This window comes from Chromobacterium alkanivorans (assembly GCF_016937655.1).
GTDB classification, from domain to species: Bacteria; Pseudomonadota; Gammaproteobacteria; order Burkholderiales; family Chromobacteriaceae; genus Chromobacterium; species Chromobacterium alkanivorans.
In genome coordinates, this window is sequence record NZ_JAFHKL010000002.1 from 236939 (window position 1) to 254364 (window position 17426).

The 17426-nt window shown below is 66.1% G+C and carries 15 protein-coding genes; 5 read left to right on the forward strand and 10 right to left on the reverse strand.

The genetic code is table 11. From position 1 onward, the window contains the following. Positions 1-146 precede the first annotated feature (146 nt). On the forward strand, positions 147-1658 hold the full coding sequence (locus JW897_RS04830; protein WP_205465331.1) for an amidase: 1512 nt from the start codon (positions 147-149) through the stop codon (positions 1656-1658). Here the strand turns inward: JW897_RS04830 and JW897_RS04835 are convergent. The 6 genes from JW897_RS04835 to JW897_RS04860 all read right to left on the reverse strand — a co-directional run bounded on the left by JW897_RS04835 (position 1648) and on the right by JW897_RS04860 (position 6373). Further along, positions 1648-2241 (reverse strand): PqiC family protein, encoded by a 594-nt coding sequence (locus JW897_RS04835; protein ID WP_205465332.1) that lies wholly within the window; start codon positions 2239-2241, stop codon positions 1648-1650. The two genes, JW897_RS04830 and JW897_RS04835, sit on opposite strands and share 11 nt — an antisense overlap. Continuing rightward, positions 2238-3866, reverse strand: coding sequence for a PqiB family protein (locus JW897_RS04840; RefSeq protein WP_048415522.1), 1629 nt, complete (start codon positions 3864-3866; stop codon positions 2238-2240). Before JW897_RS04840 ends, JW897_RS04835 begins: the two co-directional genes overlap by 4 nt. Beyond that, positions 3856-4488, reverse strand: coding sequence for a paraquat-inducible protein A (locus JW897_RS04845; protein ID WP_048415523.1), 633 nt, complete (start codon positions 4486-4488; stop codon positions 3856-3858). The genes JW897_RS04840 and JW897_RS04845 overlap by 11 nt, the downstream gene beginning before the upstream one ends. Further along, positions 4470-5096 carry a paraquat-inducible protein A gene (locus JW897_RS04850; protein ID WP_205465333.1) on the reverse strand — a complete coding sequence of 209 codons (627 nt, stop codon included), beginning with the start codon at positions 5094-5096 and terminating at the stop codon, positions 4470-4472. Before JW897_RS04850 ends, JW897_RS04845 begins: the two co-directional genes overlap by 19 nt. Next, complete coding sequence (locus tag JW897_RS04855; protein WP_205465334.1) at positions 5096-5386, reverse strand: helix-hairpin-helix domain-containing protein; 291 nt, start codon at positions 5384-5386, stop codon at positions 5096-5098. The genes JW897_RS04850 and JW897_RS04855 overlap by 1 nt, the downstream gene beginning before the upstream one ends. A gap of 222 nt (positions 5387-5608) precedes the next feature. After that, positions 5609-6373, reverse strand: a complete 765-nt coding sequence (locus JW897_RS04860) for a sulfite exporter TauE/SafE family protein (protein WP_197083101.1) — start codon at positions 6371-6373, stop codon at positions 5609-5611. Positions 6374-6481: 108 nt separating this feature from the next. Here JW897_RS04860 and JW897_RS04865 point away from each other — a divergent pair, with 108 nt between their 5' ends. Then, the gene (locus JW897_RS04865; protein WP_048415526.1) at positions 6482-7402 is read left to right on the forward strand and encodes a LysR family transcriptional regulator; all 921 of its coding nucleotides are present in this window, start codon (positions 6482-6484) and stop codon (positions 7400-7402) included. Between the two features lie 80 nt (positions 7403-7482). On the opposite strand, the gene purL is transcribed toward JW897_RS04865, so the two are convergent. Next, positions 7483-11442, reverse strand: coding sequence for a phosphoribosylformylglycinamidine synthase (gene purL / locus JW897_RS04870; protein ID WP_205465335.1), 3960 nt, complete (start codon positions 11440-11442; stop codon positions 7483-7485). A gap of 148 nt (positions 11443-11590) precedes the next feature. On the opposite strand from purL, the gene JW897_RS04875 reads away from it, so the two are divergent. Beyond that, entirely contained in the window at positions 11591-11929 is a 339-nt protein-coding gene (locus tag JW897_RS04875; RefSeq protein WP_019100167.1) for a P-II family nitrogen regulator, read from the forward strand. A gap of 66 nt (positions 11930-11995) precedes the next feature. On the opposite strand, the gene JW897_RS04880 is transcribed toward JW897_RS04875, so the two are convergent. The 3 genes from JW897_RS04880 to JW897_RS04890 all read right to left on the reverse strand — a co-directional run bounded on the left by JW897_RS04880 (position 11996) and on the right by JW897_RS04890 (position 15434). Beyond that, complete coding sequence (locus JW897_RS04880) at positions 11996-12496, reverse strand: hypothetical protein (protein WP_205465336.1); 501 nt, start codon at positions 12494-12496, stop codon at positions 11996-11998. A 477-nt stretch (positions 12497-12973) separates the two neighbouring features. Then, the gene (locus JW897_RS04885; RefSeq protein ID WP_205465337.1) at positions 12974-14500 is read right to left on the reverse strand and encodes a hypothetical protein; all 1527 of its coding nucleotides are present in this window, start codon (positions 14498-14500) and stop codon (positions 12974-12976) included. Positions 14501-14642: 142 nt separating this feature from the next. Next, positions 14643-15434 carry an outer membrane protein assembly factor BamD gene (locus tag JW897_RS04890; protein ID WP_048415530.1) on the reverse strand — a complete coding sequence of 264 codons (792 nt, stop codon included), beginning with the start codon at positions 15432-15434 and terminating at the stop codon, positions 14643-14645. Here JW897_RS04890 and rluD point away from each other — a divergent pair. Beyond that, positions 15433-16536 carry a 23S rRNA pseudouridine(1911/1915/1917) synthase RluD gene (gene rluD, locus JW897_RS04895; RefSeq protein ID WP_048415531.1) on the forward strand — a complete coding sequence of 368 codons (1104 nt, stop codon included), beginning with the start codon at positions 15433-15435 and terminating at the stop codon, positions 16534-16536. The two genes, JW897_RS04890 and rluD, sit on opposite strands and share 2 nt — an antisense overlap. Then, positions 16526-17269: a peptidoglycan editing factor PgeF gene (pgeF, locus tag JW897_RS04900; protein ID WP_205465338.1), complete on the forward strand. Its 744-nt coding sequence runs from the start codon at positions 16526-16528 to the stop codon at positions 17267-17269. Before rluD ends, pgeF begins: the two co-directional genes overlap by 11 nt. Positions 17270-17426 lie beyond the last annotated feature (157 nt).

Genomic DNA, 17426 nt, shown 5'->3' on the forward strand with positions numbered 1-17426 from the left:
TCCGTAAAATTCATATTGCATTTCATCGACAGGCAAGCTCATCGCATGCGATTTTATTGAGTTGCGGCGCGGCCAACAAGTCATTCCATTCGATTACGCTGGCCGGCGGCAAACCCTCCGCATCGCCCCGAACCTCGGAGACAGGCATGAACTGTTTCAAAGAATACGAAGACTACGACGGCGTCGGCATCGCCCAGCTGATCGCCGACGGCCAGATCAGCGCCGGCGAGGCCGTGGCCGCCGCCCAGGCCCGGCTGGAACGATGGAACCCGGCGTTGAACGCGGTGTGCCTGCCGCTGCCGGAACAAGCCCAGGCCCAGTTGAAACAGGCGCAAGGCGCCGGCCCGCTCGCCGGCTGCCCGGTGCTGATCAAGGACTTGCTGGCCGACATCGCCGGCGAGCCCACCCGCAACGGCAGCCGCCTGTTCGACGGCTACGTCGCGCCGCGCGACGCCGACATCATCAAGCGCTACCGCCAGGGCGGCCTGATCTTCATCGGCAAGACCGCCACCCCGGAGCTGGGCCTCAGCCCCTACACCGAATCCAAGGTCTACGGCCTCAGCCGCAACCCCTGGGACCTGACGCGCACGCCGGGCGGCTCCAGCGGCGGCTCGGCGGCGGCGGTGGCCGCCGGCATCGTGCCCATCGCCCACGGCGGCGACGGCGGCGGCTCCATCCGCATCCCGGCGTCCAACTGCGGCGTGTTCGGCCTCAAGCCCACCCGCGGCCGCGGCCCGGCCGGGCCGGACTACAGCGAGGGCTGGCAAGGCCTGGTCTGCCAGCACGCGCTGACGCGCAGCGTGCGCGACAGCGCGGCGATGCTGGACCTGCTGGCCGGCGGCCCGCGCGGCGGCGAGGCCTACTACTGGCCTGCGCCGGAGCAAAGCTTCTTCGCCGCGCATCAGCGCGAACCCGACAAACTGCGCATCGCCTGGAGCAAGCGCCCCATTCTGGGCGGCGCGCTGCATCCGGACTGCGACGCCGCGCTGGACGGCGCGCTGGCGCTGCTGCGGGGCTTGGGACACGAGGTGGAGGAAGCGTCGCCGCCGCTGGCGTCGCCGGAGGAGTACAACCGCGCGATGCTGGCGATCATCTGCGGCGAGATGGCAGGCTTGCTGCGCGACATCGAACGCCAGACCGGCAAACGGGTGCGGCACGAGCAACTGGAAGCGGCCAGCTGGGCGCTGGCGCGCTACGGCGAACGCCTCAGCGCCGGAGAGTTGGCCTGGGCGCGCGGCTTCGCCTGGTCACAGGCCCGGGCGATGGAAGCCTTCCACCAGCGCTACGACGTGCTGGCCACCCCGACGCTGAACCAGCCGCCCGCCCTCGTCGGCGGCCTGGCCCCCAGCGCGGCCGAGGCCATGGTTTCGCGCTGGATGCTGGGCAAGCTGGGCTGGGACTGGACGCTGCGCTTCGGCCAGCTGATCCCGGAGACCTCGCGCCGGATGATGGAATATCTGGGCTGGACCATCCCCTTCAATATGAGCGGACAGCCGGCGATGAGCGTGCCGCTGCGCTGGAACGCCGCCGGCCTGCCGATAGGGGTGCAATTCGTCGCGCGCTGCGGCGACGACCTTGCCCTGCTGCAACTGGCGCGCCAGCTGGAGCAGGCGCAACCGTGGGCGCAGCGGCGCCCGCCGGCGCCGCCTAGCGCTTGAAGCCGGCCAGGGCCGGCCCCAGTTCGCCGGCCAGCCGGCGGCTCAAGTCGGTCACCAGCGCCTGCAGGCCGGCCGTGGCCGCCGCGGCGTCCGCCGTCGCCAAGGGCCGGCTCTGCAGGAAATAGCCGCTGGCCAGCGGCTTCTTGTCGCCCTGCGCCGGCAAAGCCTGCCAGGCCACTTCCAGCGAGGCGTCGCGCCCCGGGCGCAGCCGCAGCTGGCGCACGTCCAGCAACACGCGGACATCGCCGCCGCCCATGCCCGGTTGCGGGTAAGCGTAGACGCTGGCCAGGCCCAGCGCGCGGGACAGGTCCGCCGCCACGGCCTGAGTCAGCATCCGGTCCAGCGGCCCGGCCCAGCGCTGCAGATCCAGCAGCTCGACATTGCCGGCGGCGTCTTCCACCACCAGCTGCGGCCGCTCCAGCCCCGCGGGCAGGCTAGCCGGCCCCACCATCACGCTGGCGCCCAGCACGGGAATCGCGGCCGCCGCCGGCAAGGCCGGCCGCAGCTGATGGAAGGTGGTGGGCGGCGAGGCGCAGGCGCTCAGCAGCGCCAGCAGAGTCAGGCTCAGCGCGATGGACTTCATTTTTTCTCTCCCTTGCCGCGTATCAGCGCTTCCGGATGACGATCCAGGTAATCGGCCAGCGCGCGGAAGCTGCGCGCCGTTTCCGACACCTCCTGCGCGGCGGCGCGCACGTCCTGCTGCAGCGGCGAATCCGCCTGCATCGCCTGGCGCGTGCTTTCCAGCGTCTTTTGCAAGTCTTCCAGCGTTTTCACCGCCTGCGGCAACACCTTGCCGTCCATGTTCTCGGACAGCTTGCGCATGCCGTCCAGCGTCTGATGCAGCGATTTCAGCGACTGGTTCAGCTCCTCGCCTATGCTGTCGAACGGCACCTTGTCCAGGCGGCGGGCGATGCGCTGCAACACCCGCTGCAGTTCTTCCAGATCGCCCGGCAGCGTCGGCAGCTCGGTCATGCCGTTGCGCATCGCCACCTTGGCCGGTTTGGCCTCGGGGAAGAAGTCCAGCGCCACGTAGAGCTGGCCGGTGATCAGGCTGCCGGAACGCAGCTGGGCGCGCAGGCCGTTGCGCACCAGCGACTCCACGGAAATCTTGGCCGACAGGCTGTGGTCGCCGGACAGGGTGTTGAGCCGGCTGGGATAGGTGCGGATGTCCACCGTCATGTCGAAATCCTTGCGCGCCGCCGCGTATTCGATGCCGATGGCGGTGACCTCGCCGAAGGTGATGCCGCGAAAATCCACCGGCGCGCCCACGGTCAGGCCGCGCACCGACTGGCGGAACTTCAGCCGGAAGGACTGGGTTTCGCGGTCGCGGTTTTGCAGCGCCTTCTCGCGGGTTTCGTTGAGCAGGAACATGTATTTGGCGTCCGGCGCCTGGTCCGGCCCGTCGCTCAACGGCGTTTCGAAAGCGATGCCGCCCAGCGCGATCGCCGCCAAGGACTGGGTGTTGACGCTCAGACCGTTGGCGCCGATGGCCACGTCGATGCCGCTGGCGTGCCAGAAGCGGCTGTTGACGGTGACGAAGTGGTCATAGGGCGCGTTGACGAAGACCGACAGCTTCACCGCGCTGCCGGCCGGGTCCAGCTCGTAACCCACCACCTGGCCCACCGGCACGCGGCGGAAATACACCGGCGAGCCGGCGTTGAGCGACCCCAGATTGTCGGAACGCAGCTGGAACAGCTTGCCCGGCAGGTCCGCGTTGACGATGGGCGGCACTTCCAGGCCCTTGAACTCGGTGCGGCGCTCCTTGCTCTTGCCCACGTCCATGCCGATGTAGGAGCCGCCGAGCACCGTGCCCAGGCCGGACACGCTGCCGCCGGAGATGCGCGGCCGCACCACCCAGAAGCGGCTGTCCGCCACCAGATAATCGTCCACCTTCTTGCTCAGCTCCGCGGTGACCAGGATGGACTGGCGGTCCGGGCTCACCGACACCGCCTTGACCTCGCCTATCTCCACGTCCTTGTACTTGATCCGGGTCTTGCCGGCCTCCAGCCCTTCCGCGTTCTGGAAGGCGATGGTGATGGTGGGCCCGCGCGACAACACCGCGTTCACCGCCAGCCAGCCGCCTATCACCGCCGCCACCACCGGAATCAGCCACACCAGCGACGGCGACCAGCGCCGCCGCTTCACCGGCACCGCGGCCGGCAAGTCCTCGCCGGCTGCGGCCGGTTTTTCGGGTTGATCACTGCTCATCGTCTTCCTTTACCTGATCCCAGATCAGCCTGGGATCGAAACTCATCGCCGCCACCATGGTCAGCACCACCACCGTGCCGAAGGCGATCGCCCCCGGCCCGGCCTTGATCGAGGCCAGCGACTGCCATTGCACCAGCGCCACCATCAGGGCCACCACGTAAATGTCCAGCATCGACCACGGGCCTATCACCTCCACCACCCGATACAGCCGCGTGCGCTGCCGCGGCGCCCAGCCGGAGCCCAGCTGCACCGTCACCAGCAACAGCAGCAAGGCCAGAATCTTCAACAGCGGCACCAGCACGCTGGCGGTGAACACCACCAGCGCCAGCGGCCAGGAGCCGGATTTCCACAAATACACCACCCCGCTCATGATGGTGTCGTTCTGCATGCCCATGATGGTGGAGGTTTCCATGATAGGCAGCAGATTGGCCGGCAGATAGGCCACCATCGCCGCCAGCAGCAAGGCCCAGCTGCGCTGCAGGCTGTGCGGCTTGCGCGCGTGCAGCGCGGCGTGGCAACGCGGGCAGGATTGAGCGCCTTCGCCGGCGCGGCACAGCAGTCCGCAGCCGTGGCACAGCCACAGGCCGGACTGGGCGGCGGTTTTCACGCGGTGGCCCGGCATTGCTGATAACGCTCCCACAAGTCTTCCGGATTGAAACGGCTGGCGCTGGCCGCCATCAGAACGATCAAGGCGAACATGGCCATCAGGCCCACGCCCACGTGCACGGTGGCCAGGCTGACCAGTTTGACCAGCGACACCAGAATGCCCAGCAGAAACACTTCCACCATGCACCACGGCCGGGTCAGTATCTTCAGCCGCATCAGCCAGGGAAAGCCGCGCGGCACATGGCCGAAGGCCAGCGGCAGCCGCACGTAGAGCATGCTGCCCAGCTCCAGCGACGGCATCACGATGCCGGTGAACATCACCAGCATCGCCACCGACAGCATGCCCTGCTGCTCCAGCGCCACCACGGTCTGCCACAAGGTGGCCGCGCTGCGGGCGCCGGCGGCCTCCAGCGTCACCACCGGATAGACGTTGGCCAGCAGAAAGGCGATCACCCCGGTCAGCAACAGCGCCAGCTCGGCGTCCTGGCGCTGCGCGCCGTAGCCGCGCACCTGGGCGCCGCAGCGCGGGCAGCACGCCCGCCCCTCGCCCGTCAGCGCCACCCGCATCAGCAGGTCGCAATCGTGGCAGGCGGTCAGTTTGGAATCGGCGTCCGGACGCGCCATCAGTAGCCGCCCTTCGTCTTGCGCTCGGCGGTGAAGCTCCACCACAGCCGCGCCTCGCCGGTGTCCATGTAGTGCACCACCGACATCAGCGTGTCCAGCACGCACGGGTCCTGCCGCGTTCCGGTGAGTTCGCACAAGCGGTGGTACAGCCGCAGGGGTTCGGCGCCGCGCAACTGCGAGGGCTGTTCGATGCCGAGCAGACGCAGGTCTTCGGCCAGGCTGGGGCCGATATTGGGCAGCTCGCGCAAATGCCGCGCCCGCGCGGCGGGCGGGCAACGTGATGGATGCATAAACTCTCGGCGGGGGTGACGACAACCCGCATGATAAAGGACGCCGCGCCAGAGTTCAAAAGCCGCTTTCGTTAAACGGCCGGCCTTAGAACCCGTTTACGATCTCGCGAGCGAGGGCGAGACCGGGCCTTGCGGCCGAGACGGCGGCCTGGTCCATACCGCGGATGAGGGGTTCGAAGCCGACACGCGTCGGCCAAAGCGCGACGGGCTTTGAGCGGGCGCTCAGCCCTGGAAGATGTCCCAGCCCAGCTTCAAGATCAAGGTGCTGGTCAGCAGCAGGAACAACACCCGCACAAAGCCGGTGCCCTTCTTCATCGCCACCCAGGTGCCCACCATCGCGCCGGCCATATTGCACACCGCCATCGGCAGCGCGTACTGGAACAGCACGTGGCCGGCGGGGATGAAGAACAGCAGCGCCGCGCAGTTGGTGGTCAGGTTCACCACCTTGGCCGAGGCCGAGGCGTGCAGAAAGTCGAAGGCGAAGAAGCGGATGAACAGAAACATCAGGAAGCTGCCGGTGCCGGGACCGAACAGACCGTCGTAAAAGCCGATCGCGCCGCCTATGGCCATGCCTATCGCCATTTCGCGCCGGCCTATCGCCACCGGCTTGTGCAGAGAGCCGAAGTCCTTCTTCCACAAGGTGTACACCGCCATCACCACCAAGAGCGCCAGCACCAGCGGCCGCAACACCGCCTTGTCGATCAGGCTGACCGTGGCCGCGCCGGCGATGGACATGAAGAAAGCCGCCGCCGCCGCCGGCAACACCAGCCGCCACGGCACCCGGACCCGCTTCAGATAGGAGCGCGCGGCGGACAAGGTGCCCATCGCCGCCGCCAGCTTATTGGTGCCGAACACCGTGGCCGGCGCCAGATTGGGCAAGGCGCTGAACATCGCCGGAATCTGGATCAGCCCGCCGCCGCCCACCGCGGCGTCCACCAGGCCGGCGGCGAAGGCGATCACGCATAGAAAACTCAAGGTCAACAACATCCACGTCTCCCGGCTCCGCGCCGCTTACAGTTAGGACAAGATTCTATGCCTTGCCAGCGGCGCGTGCTTGCAATACCGTATTGCAAAAATCGCAATCACGAGGCCGAGATGAAATCGCTGTGGGAATTGCGCGTGTTCTGCGCGGTGGTGGAAAGAAAAAGCTTTGTCGCCGCCGCGCGCCAGCTGGGCACCTCGCCCAGCAGCGTCACTCGCGCGGTGCAGGCGCTGGAGGAAGCGCTGGGCGGCAGCCTGCTGGCGCGCTCGCAAAAACAGGTCAATCTGACCCTGGCCGGCGAAAGCTATTACGTCTCCGCGCGCAAGATGCTGGACCTGCAGGAAGAAGCCGAGGACGAACTGGCGGCCTTGAGCGAGGCGCCGCGCGGCCTGCTGCGTTTCTCCGCGCCGGAGGCGATGAGCCACGCGCTGTTGCCGCCGGTGCTGGCGCGCATGGCCGACGCCAACCCGGAGCTGCGCTTCGACGTGCTCTACAGCGACACCATACTGGACCCGATCCGCGAAAAGCTGGACTTCAGCATCCGCGGCGCCTTCCCCGCCTCCAGCGAGCTGATCGGCTATCCGCTGTGGGACTACCAGCGCCACCTCTACGCCAGCCCAGGCTATGTCGAGCGCCACGGCGCGCCGCAAACGCCGGAACAATTGCCGGAACACCGGGTGCTGATCCACTCCGCGCCGCGCGTGCTGAAAGCCTGGAATTTCGTGTCCGCCGATCATCAGCTCAGCCTCAACCTGACGCCCTGGCACCGCGTCAGCTCCGGCAGCGCGGTGCTGCACGCCGTGCTGGCCGGCCTGGGCGTCGCCCGGCTGGGCGATTGGCTGGCCGAACCGCTGGTGCGCTCCGGCCAGCTGCTGCGGCTCTGCCCGGACTACCGCATCGTCTCCAGCCACGGCGACAATCCGCAGATGCACGCCGTCTTCGCCAACCGTCGCATCCCGCGCAAGGCGCGGCTGCTGCTGGAAGCGGTGCGCGCGGCGGCTCGCGACGCCGGCCACGGCCTGAACCCGCGCTGACCATGAAAAAACGGAAGCCTGGGCTTCCGTTTCGATACCGCTCCAGACGGGACCGGACAGCCGGCCCGCCATGGTTTCGCTCAGCCCACCCAGCGGCGGGCGGAGGCGAACATCCGGTACCAAGCGCCGTTCTCGCCCCAGTCCGCCGGATGCCAGCTGTTCTGCACGGTGCGGAACACCCGCTCCGGGTGCGGCATCATGATGGTGAAGCGGCCGTCGGCCGTGGTCACCCCGGTGATGCCGGCCGGCGAGCCGTTGGGGTTCAGCGGATAGGTCTGGGTGGCGCGGCCGTCGAAATCGACGTAGCGCAGCGCCGTCAGCGCCTGCTCCTGCGCGCCCGGCGCGAACACCGCGCGGCCCTCGCCGTGGCTGACCACCACCGGCAGCTGGCTGCCCACCATGTCGGACAGGAAGATGGACGGCGAAGCCGTCACTTCCACCATGGCGAAGCGCGCCTCGAACTGCTCGGAAGCGTTGCGGTGGAACTTGGGCCAGTGCTCGGCGCCCGGAATGATGGACGACAGATTGGACATCATCTGGCAGCCGTTGCACACGCCCAGCGCGAAGGTGTCGCCGCGGCCGAAGAAGGCCTCGAACTGTTCGCGGGCGCGCGGGTTGAACAGAATGCTCTTGGCCCAGCCCTCGCCGGCGCCCAGCACGTCACCGTAGCTGAAGCCGCCGCAGGCGGCCAGGCCCTTGAAGTCCGCCAGCGACACCCGGCCGCTGATGACGTCGCTCATGTGCACGTCCACGGTGTCGAAGCCGGCGCGGTCAAACGCCGCCGCCATCTCCAGCTGGCCGTTGACGCCCTGCTCGCGCAGCACCGCCAGGCGCGGACGCGCGCCGCCGGCGACGAAGGGCGCCGCCGGGTCCGCGTGCACGTCGAAGCTCAGCTTGGCGCTCAGGCCCGGCGCTTTCGGGCTGGAACGCAGCAGGTGCTCGCTGTCGGCGCAGGCCGGGTTGTCGCGCAGGCGCTGCATGCGGGCGCTGGTCTCGGACCACTCGCGGTGCAGATCGGAACGGCTCTCGTTGAACAACTCCACGCCGCGGTGCTTGATCACCAGGCGGTCCTTGTTGTTGACGCGGCCGATCACGAACAGCTCGCGGCCGATGCCGGCCTTCATGAAGCGCGAGATCACTTCCGGCGTGTCGGATTTCTTCACCTGCAACACCGCGCCCAGCTCTTCATTGAACAGCACTCGCATCAGACGGCCATGGGTGGCGGCTTCCTGGGTGGGCTGCACGAAGTCGTCGATGATGCGCTGGGTGTTCTTGCGCTCGATCACCAATTCCTGCAGATCAATGGTGACGCCGATATGGCCGGCGAACATCATTTCCGACAAGGTCACGAACAGGCCGCCGTCGGAACGGTCGTGATAGGCCAGCAACATATCGTCGCGCAACAGCGTCTGCACGGTGTTGAAGAAGGCCGCCAGCTGATGCGGGCTCTCCACGTCCGGCGCCTTGCCTTCCATCGCCTTCCACACCTGGCCGTAGATGGAACCGCCCAGACGGCAGCGGCCGTAACCGAGGTCGATCAGGATCAGATCGGTGTCCTTGTCCTCTTTCAGCTCCGGCGTGGCCGTCTTGCGCACGTCCTCCACCGGGGAGAAGGCGGAAATGATCAGCGACAGCGGCGCGGTCACCGCCTTCTTCTCGCCTGCCTCTTCCCACACCGTCTTCATCGACAGGGAATCCTTGCCCACCGGGATGCTGATGCCCAGGTCCTGGCTCAACTTGGACACCGCGTCCACCGTGCGGTACAGGCGCGCTTCCTCGCCCGGGTGGCCGGCGGCGGCCATCCAGTTGGCGGACAGCTTGACGTTGCCCAGATGGCCCACGAAGGAGGCGGCGATATTGGTCAGCGCCTCGCCTATCGCCATGCGGCCGGAGGCCGGCGCGTCGAACAGCGCGGTGGGCGTGCGTTCGCCCATCGCCATCGCCTCGCCGCGATAGGTGTTGAAGCCCATGGTGGTGACGGCCACGTCCGCCACCGGCACCTGCCAGCGGCCCACCATCTGATCGCGCGCGGTCATGCCGCCCACGGTGCGGTCGCCGATGGTGATCAGGAAAGACTTGTCCGCCACCGTCGGGTTGCGCAGCACGCGCAGCGCGGTTTCCTTCAGTTCAAAGCGCGAGGCGTCGAAAATGGCCAGATCGCGTTCGCGGGTGGCCACGTCGCGGGTCATCCGCGGCGGCTTGCCCAGCAACACCTCCAGCGGCATGTCCACCGGCTTGTTGTCGAAGTGGTCGTCGCGCACTTGCAGATGGCCGTCGTCGGTGGCCACGCCCAGCACCGCGAACGGGCAGCGCTCGCGCTCGCACAGCGCGCTGAAGCGTTCCAGGTCCTGCGGCAGCACCGCCATCACATAGCGCTCCTGCGACTCGTTGGACCAGATCTGCATCGGGGTCATGCCCTTTTCTTCCAGATGCACCTTGCGCAGATGGAAGATGGCGCCGCGGCCGGCGTCGTTCACCAGCTCCGGGAAGGCGTTGGACAGGCCGCCCGCGCCCACGTCGTGAATGGACACGATGGGGTTGGCGTCGCCCATCTGCCAGCAGCGATCGATCACTTCCTGGCAGCGGCGTTCGATTTCCGGGTTGCCGCGCTGCACCGAGTCGAAGTCCAGGTCCGCGCTATTGGCGCCGGTGTCCATCGACGAAGCCGCGCCGCCGCCCAGGCCGATCAGCAGGCTGGGGCCGCCCAGCTGGATCAGCAGCGCGCCTTCCGGAATCTCGTTCTTGTGGATTTGCTGCTGCTGGATGTTGCCCAGGCCGCCGGCGATCATGATCGGCTTGTGATAGCCGCGCATCTCGCCCTCCACCGCCTCTTCGAAGGTGCGGAAATAGCCGGTCAGGTTGGGACGGCCGAATTCATTGTTGAACGCCGCACCGCCGATCGGACCTTCCAGCATGATCTGCAAGGCGGAGGCGATGCGCTCCGGCTTGCCGTACTGCGCCGCAGCGTCGCTGTAACGCTCCCACGGCTGCACAAAGCCCGGAATGTTCAGATTGGATACGGTGAAACCGGTCATGCCGGCCTTGGGACGCGAGCCGCGGCCGGTGGCGCCCTCGTCGCGGATCTCGCCGCCGTTGCCGGTGGAGGCGCCGGCGAACGGCGAAATCGCCGTCGGGTGATTGTGCGTCTCCACCTTCATCAGAATGTCGGTGGGCTCGCTGTGGTAAGCGTAACCATGGCCTTCCGGCTGCGGATAGAAGCGCTCGATGAAGGCGCCCTCGATCACCGAAGCGTTGTCCTTGTACGCCACCAGCGTGCCTTGCGGATTGGCGTCGTGGGTGTCCCGGATCATGCGGAACAGCGATTTTTCCTGCTGCTCGCCGTCGATGATGAATTTGGCGTTGAAAATCTTGTGGCGGCAGTGCTCGGAGTTGGCCTGCGCGAACATCATCAGCTCAACGTCGGTGGGGTTGCGGCGCATCTTGGTGAAGTTTTCCACCAGATAATCCACCTCGTCCTCGGACAGCGCCAGGCCCAGGTCGGCGTTGGCCGCCTCCAGCGCCGCGCGGCCGCCGGCGAGAATGTCCACCGACGTCATCGGCTGCGGATCTTGATGGACAAACAGACGCGCGGCGTCGTCCAGCGACGGCAGCACCGTTTCCGTCATCCTATCGTGCAAGAGGCCCGTCAAAATATGACGAGCCTCTTCATTTAAAGATTGTTGCGCGGACTTAACCCAGAAGGCGGTGCCGCGTTCGATGCGGTGAATCCCTCCCAGCCCGCAGTGCTGGGCGATATCGGTGGCCTTGGAGGCCCAGGGCGACAAAGTGCCCAATCGCGGCGTCACCAGAAACAGTTCGCCATCCGGCTGGCCGGCCAGCGGCGCTTCGCCGTAGCTCAGCAGCTTGCCCAGGGTGGCCTGCTCTTCCAGCGTCAGTTCGGTTTCGCTTTCGGCGAAATGCCAGAATTCGGCACTGATGCTGAGATCCGGCAGCCCGGCTTCGGCGGCTGCGGCAAGCAGTTTTTCAAGACGGAACGGCGACAGCGCAACGCCGCCACGGAGCTTGGTAAGGTAAGACATTAGACACCCGCGACAAGTATCAGGAAAGCGCGTCATAATACAGCAATTCACTGTTTGTTTTAAGCGGCTAATGGCCTCCATGTCCGCCGCTTAATAAAATAATCCGCATTTAGACAGCATTTCATCTCATCTACAAGGAGCTTCCAGCATGAAAAAGGTTGAAGCCGTGATCAAGCCGTTCAAACTGGACGAGGTGCGCGAAGCCTTGTCCGAGCTGGGCATCAACGGCCTGACCGTCACCGAGGTCAAGGGCTTTGGCCGCCAGAAGGGCCATACCGAGCTCTACCGCGGCGCCGAATACGTGGTGGACTTTTTACCCAAGGTGAAAGTGGAAGTGATCCTGCCGGACGACCTGGTGGAGCGCGCCATCGAAACCATCGTCGCCACCGCCCGCACCGGCAAGATCGGCGACGGCAAGATCTTCGTCACCCCGGTGGAGCAAGTGGTGCGCATCCGCACCGGCGAGACCAACGAGCAGGCGATCTGAACTCCGCCGCCGCCCGCCCCCTCAAGGCCCCGCTCCCGCGGGGCCTTGTCATTCACCCAAGCCGAATCAACGTTTACGCTTGCGCTCCAGCCAGGCCAGCACGCCCAGGCTGCGGTGCAACTGATGCACCGCCTCCACGTGGCGGTACAGATTCAATCGCCGTCCGGCCAGACCCAGCAGCACTTCCAGATAATTGAAAAAGCCCAGACGCAGGCCGCGACGGTGGCTGCCGTCGCTGTAATCGATGTCGCGCGCAATGCGGTGCAGCAAGCCGCGCCCGATGTGCAACTGGTTGTTTTTCAGCAGTTGAGCCAGATGCGCGGCGTACTGACGGCCCAGGAAGCAGGCTTCCTCGTAATCCTGGGTCTCCTCCGGCTGCCAGTAATGCGGATGATTGCGCCCCGGAATGTAGCGGACAAAGGGCAGGCGGATTTCCTTGGTGACCAGCGCGATGAAGCGATAACGCGAGCGCGGCAAAGCCGGCTGTTGCGGGGAATCGATGGTCTGGCGCACGCCGGATGCCTTGGGTGCGAGGGGTTTGGCTTTATTGCGAGCAGACTTCGTCATTGCAGCCTCCTGAGCAAGTAGCGCCAAGCCGCGAAAGCGGCAAGGCGGGGACATGCAACGGTGCATGTCCACTGAATCCCTATTTCAGGAGGCCAGACCCGAGCGCCGCGATTGCTGCGGCGCGGGGCTATTGTGACATGACGTGTCCGGGAGTCAAGGCGGCGCGGACCCGGCAGCACACGCCCTGGCCAGTACCGCCAAGCAGCAAAAACGGCAAGGCGGGCACATGACAAGGTTGGCCTACCGGGGAAGAAGCCCAAACACCGGCGCACCCGTGAAGGTGCCCTTGCCATCGCCCGCCCGGATCAGACGCGACAAAGGCAATCGGACATGCGGCGACGCACGTCCCTAACTCTTCTTATCGAGACGCCAATCCCGAGTGTCGCGATGGCTGCGGCGCGAGGCGATTGTGGCATGACATATTCGGGAGTCAAGGCGGCACGGATCGACGACGCGTAGCAGCCCTTGAACAGACTCTTAATCCAAAGGCCCGAACAAGCAAGTATGCACCTTGCCGTGCTTCTCCTGGCCCGCTGCCACCACCTTGCCGTCGCCGGACATGACGATATGGCTGCTGCTCCTCGCCTCGCCCGGGCAGAACAGGCGCTGCGTCTTCGGCGCGCCAAAACGCCAGCGCAAAGTGGCGTAGCCGCCCTGTTCCGGCTGGGTGGAGGTGCCCGCCAACACGCGGCCGTCCTGACTAAAAGCGGTCAACGTCAGATCGCCCATCACCGGCGAAAACGGCGCCAGCTTGCCGTTTTCCAAGCGCAGCGGGAACGTCCCGTCTGCCGTGAACGAGTTCAGCCATAAGTAGCGGCCATCCTCGGAGACCGAGCGCAAGGACATCTCCAGGCTCTCCTTACGGGTTTCCGCGCGCACCACCGCCTCCAGATCCACCTCGCCCTCCGGCGAGATTTGCACGAAGGCGCGGCTATGATCGCTTTCCCGGTTAAAGGACACAAAAACCGTGCGTCCATCCGCGGACAAGCCTTCCAGCACAGACTTGGCGCGGATCACGCCGACACCCTCGCCCGCACGCCAACGCACGGCGTCGCTTTCCATGAAGATATTGCCATCCTCGTCGCTCATTCCGGCCCAGGCCAGCACTTGCGCGTCGCGTTTCGCGCCAGTCACCTTGCCTTCCGCCTCGGTCGGCCACGGCAAGGACTCGCGCCGGCTTGGCTTGCCCTCGTCCGGATTCCAGACAAAGCCGTGCCAAACGCCGGTGTCGGCATGCTTGAAGGAGCCAGCCACATCCCCGCGCCCCGGATGGACGCCGGAAACTCGCAGCTTGGTCACCTCGCCCTCGCTCATTAGCGGGCTTTCGTTCATGAAATCTTGCATCCGCCGCATCCGCCGCAGCGTGTCCAGATTGCCGCGCAAGGCAAGACCGGCCGTTACCGCCCCATCCGCGCTCAGCGCCAGCGGCAGGCTCATGGGTTCCGGCAACAAGCTGAAGCCCTTGCCCTCCACCCACTGGAAGCCACGCAGCATCGCCTTTTCGTCGCTCAGCAGCCAGCCAATCACCGTGCGGCCGTCGGCGCTGATATCGGTGACACCGGACAGCCAGGCCTGGCCCGCAGGCACCAGCGTCTCCAGCACGCCGCCGCGCCGCCAGCGCACAGCCTCCAGCTTGCCGTCCCGGCCGGTTCCAAAAGCCAAGGTCAGGCCGTCTCGCGACATCGCCACATAGCTGGTGGTGAAATAACTGCCCTTGGGCAAAGGCAAGGCCGCCTCTGTTCGCCCCTGACGCAAGGTCAAACCGTTGGCCAAACGCAGCGCCCACAGCTCATGCCAAGGAAAACGCAGCTTGAGCGCATCGATCAAGCCCATGACGGAATCGTTCAGTTCGCCGTCCCCAGCGCTCAGCAGTTGCGCCGAGCCGTCGTAGGACAGCTTTTCGGGGTAACGCGCGTTCAATAGGGTGAAGCCTGGTTTTGCAGCGGCGGCAGCCGGCGCGCACAAGGCGGCCAACAGCAGCAGGGAGGCGAAGGTTTTGGGCATAACTAATTATGATTATCGTTTTAAAGGGCGAAACCTTACCATTCCAAGGGCATTGCCTTCAAACCATTACCCCGCGCCGCCTGCCCTGCGTCAAACAAAAAGCCCCCGGATTCCGGGGGCTTTCAAACCATTCAAGGCCGACTTACTTCCACAGCTTCCACCACGGCATGTCCTCGATGGACCAGCCTTCTTTCAGGTATTCGCTATTGGGGTAGTTCAGCGCCAGCACGCGCTTGGCGTCGTCGCGCAGCTGCGGCATGGACAGCTTGTCGTAAGCCGCCACCATGATGCCCAGCGCCTCTTCCGGGTACTTGGTGTTGGCGTAACCCTTCACCACGCCCTGGGCCCGATTGGCCGCGGCCAGATAAGCGCCGCGCTTCATGTAGTAGCGGGCCACGTGCATTTCATTGCCGCCCAGCGCGTCCAGCAGCCGCTCCATCTTCTTGGAGGCGTCTTCCTTGTAAATGCTGTTGGGGAAGCGCGTCACCAGCTCGCGGAAGGCGGCGAAGGCCTCGCGCGCGGCGCGCGGATCGCGCTCGCTCATGTCCTGGCCGGCCCATTTGGCCAGCAGCCCGGAATCATCGTTGTAAAACACCAAGCCTTTCAGATAATAGAGGTAGTCCAGGTTTGGATGGGTGGGATGAAGCTTGATGAAACGGTCCGCGGCGGCGATGGCCTGCTCCGGCTCGTTATCCTTGTAATGGGTGTAAGCCAGGTCCATCTGCGCCTGCTGGGCGTAGCGCCCGTAAGGGAAACGCGCTTCCAGCGTTTCGTAGAGCTTGACAGCGCGGGTATAATTGCCGCTGTTCAACTCATCATGCGCTTCCGAATACAGCTTTTCCACGGTCCAGCCGCGAGTCTCATCGTAGGTTTCCGTGGTTGCACAACCGGCAAGCCCCATCACCAACATTGCAGCGACAACGTATCTTTTCATGACTGATCCTTACTTTGACCCGGACGATTATAGCGACATCTCGGAAAACGAGGTATCCGCTACACAACAACTTGATGTTCCGCTGTCGCTGGGCGGCGAACGACTGGACGCCGCGCTGGCGAAATTGATGCCGGAATACTCGCGCAGCCGGCTGACGCAATGGATCAAGGACGGCCACGTGCTGCTGGACGGCAAGACCGCCGCGCCCAAGACCAAGGTGCTGGGCGGCGAGAAGCTGGACGTCACTTTGATGCGCAGCAATGAGGAGATGGCCTTCCAGCCGGAAGCCATGGACCTGCCCGTCATCTTTGAAGACGATCATATCCTGGTGATCAACAAACCGGCCGGTTTGGTGGTCCACCCCGCGTCCGGCAACTGGAGCGGCACCCTGCTCAACGGCCTGCTGCATCATTGCCCGGCGCTGGCCCAGGTGCCGCGCGCCGGCATCGTGCACCGGCTGGACAAGGACACCAGCGGCCTGATGGTGGTGGCCAAGACGCTGCCGGCCCAGACCGAGCTGGTGCGCCAGTTGCAGGCGCGCACCGTCAAGCGCGTCTACCGCGCCATCGCGGACGGCAACGTGCCGTTTGACGGCACCATCGAAACCCAGATGGGCCGCGACCCGCACAACCGCCTGAAAATGGCGGTGCTGAAATTCGGCGGCAAGCAGGCCATCACCCATGTTCGGGTGCTGGAACGCTTCGCCAGCCACTCTTACATCGAGTGCAAGCTGGAAACCGGCCGCACCCACCAGATCCGGGTGCACATGCGCGAAGCCAACCACCCGCTGGCCGGCGACCCAATCTACGGCAACCTGCGCCACAAGATGGACGAGGACATCGCCGCCGTGGTCAAGGCGCTGGGCCGCCAGGCGCTGCACGCCTACTCGCTGACCCTGGTGCACCCGGCCAGCGGCGAGGAGCGCAACTGGAAAGCCCCGCTGCCGGACGACCTGCGCCACCTGCTGAACGTGCTGCGCGGAGACGGCGACGCCGCCGACGACGCGCCGCTGCCGCAGCTGCTGGACGAGGCGGAAGACGAGGACTGGGACGAAGAAGACGACGAGGACGACGGCGACGTGGAGGTGATCTATGTCCGCTGAGCAAGCGCCGGACTGGCTGGAGGCCGACTGGCCGGCGCCGCCCCATGTGCGCACGCTGATCACTACCCGCAACGGCGGCGTCAGCGCCGCGCCCTTCCACAGCCTGAACCTGGGCCAGCACGTGGGCGACGACCCGGCCGCCGTGGCCGCCAACCGCGCGCTGCTGCGCCGGCAATTGCCGGCGGAACCGGCCTGGCTGAACCAGGTGCACGGGGTGACGGTGCTGAACGCGGCCGAGGTGGGCGGCGCGGCGCCGGACGCCGACGCCAGCTTCAGCCGCCAGCGCGGCGTGGTGTGCGCGGTGATGACCGCGGACTGCCTGCCGCTGCTGCTGAGCAATAGCGAAGGCACCGTGGTGGCCGCCGCCCACGCCGGCTGGCGCGGGCTGTGCGACGGCGTGATAGAAGCCGCCGTGGCCGCCTGCCAGGAGCCCCCGGCGCGGCTGATGGCCTGGCTGGGCCCGGCCATCGGCCCGGACGCCTTTGAAGTGGGCGCGGAAGTGCGCGCCGCCTTCATGGAGCGAGATCCGGCCGCCGCGGCCGCCTTCAGCGACATAGGCGACGGCAAATACCTGGCCGACATCTACGCGCTGGCGCGCCAGCGCCTGAACGCCGCCGGCGTGGAGCAGATCTACGGCGGCGACGAATGCACAGTGATAGACCGCGCGCGCTTCTACTCCTACCGCCGCGACGGCCAGACCGGCCGCATGGCCAGCCTGATCTGGCTGGAGTAAGAACCTGTTTACGATCTAAGCCACCCGCCCCACAGCCCCGCCGCGCGCGGGGCTTTTTATTGACCGCGCGGTCGGACAGGCCAAAAACCCAACACACCAATTACGCACCAATTTCCGCCCGCGCGACGCCGTCCGCGCCCTGATGCAAATCCACAAC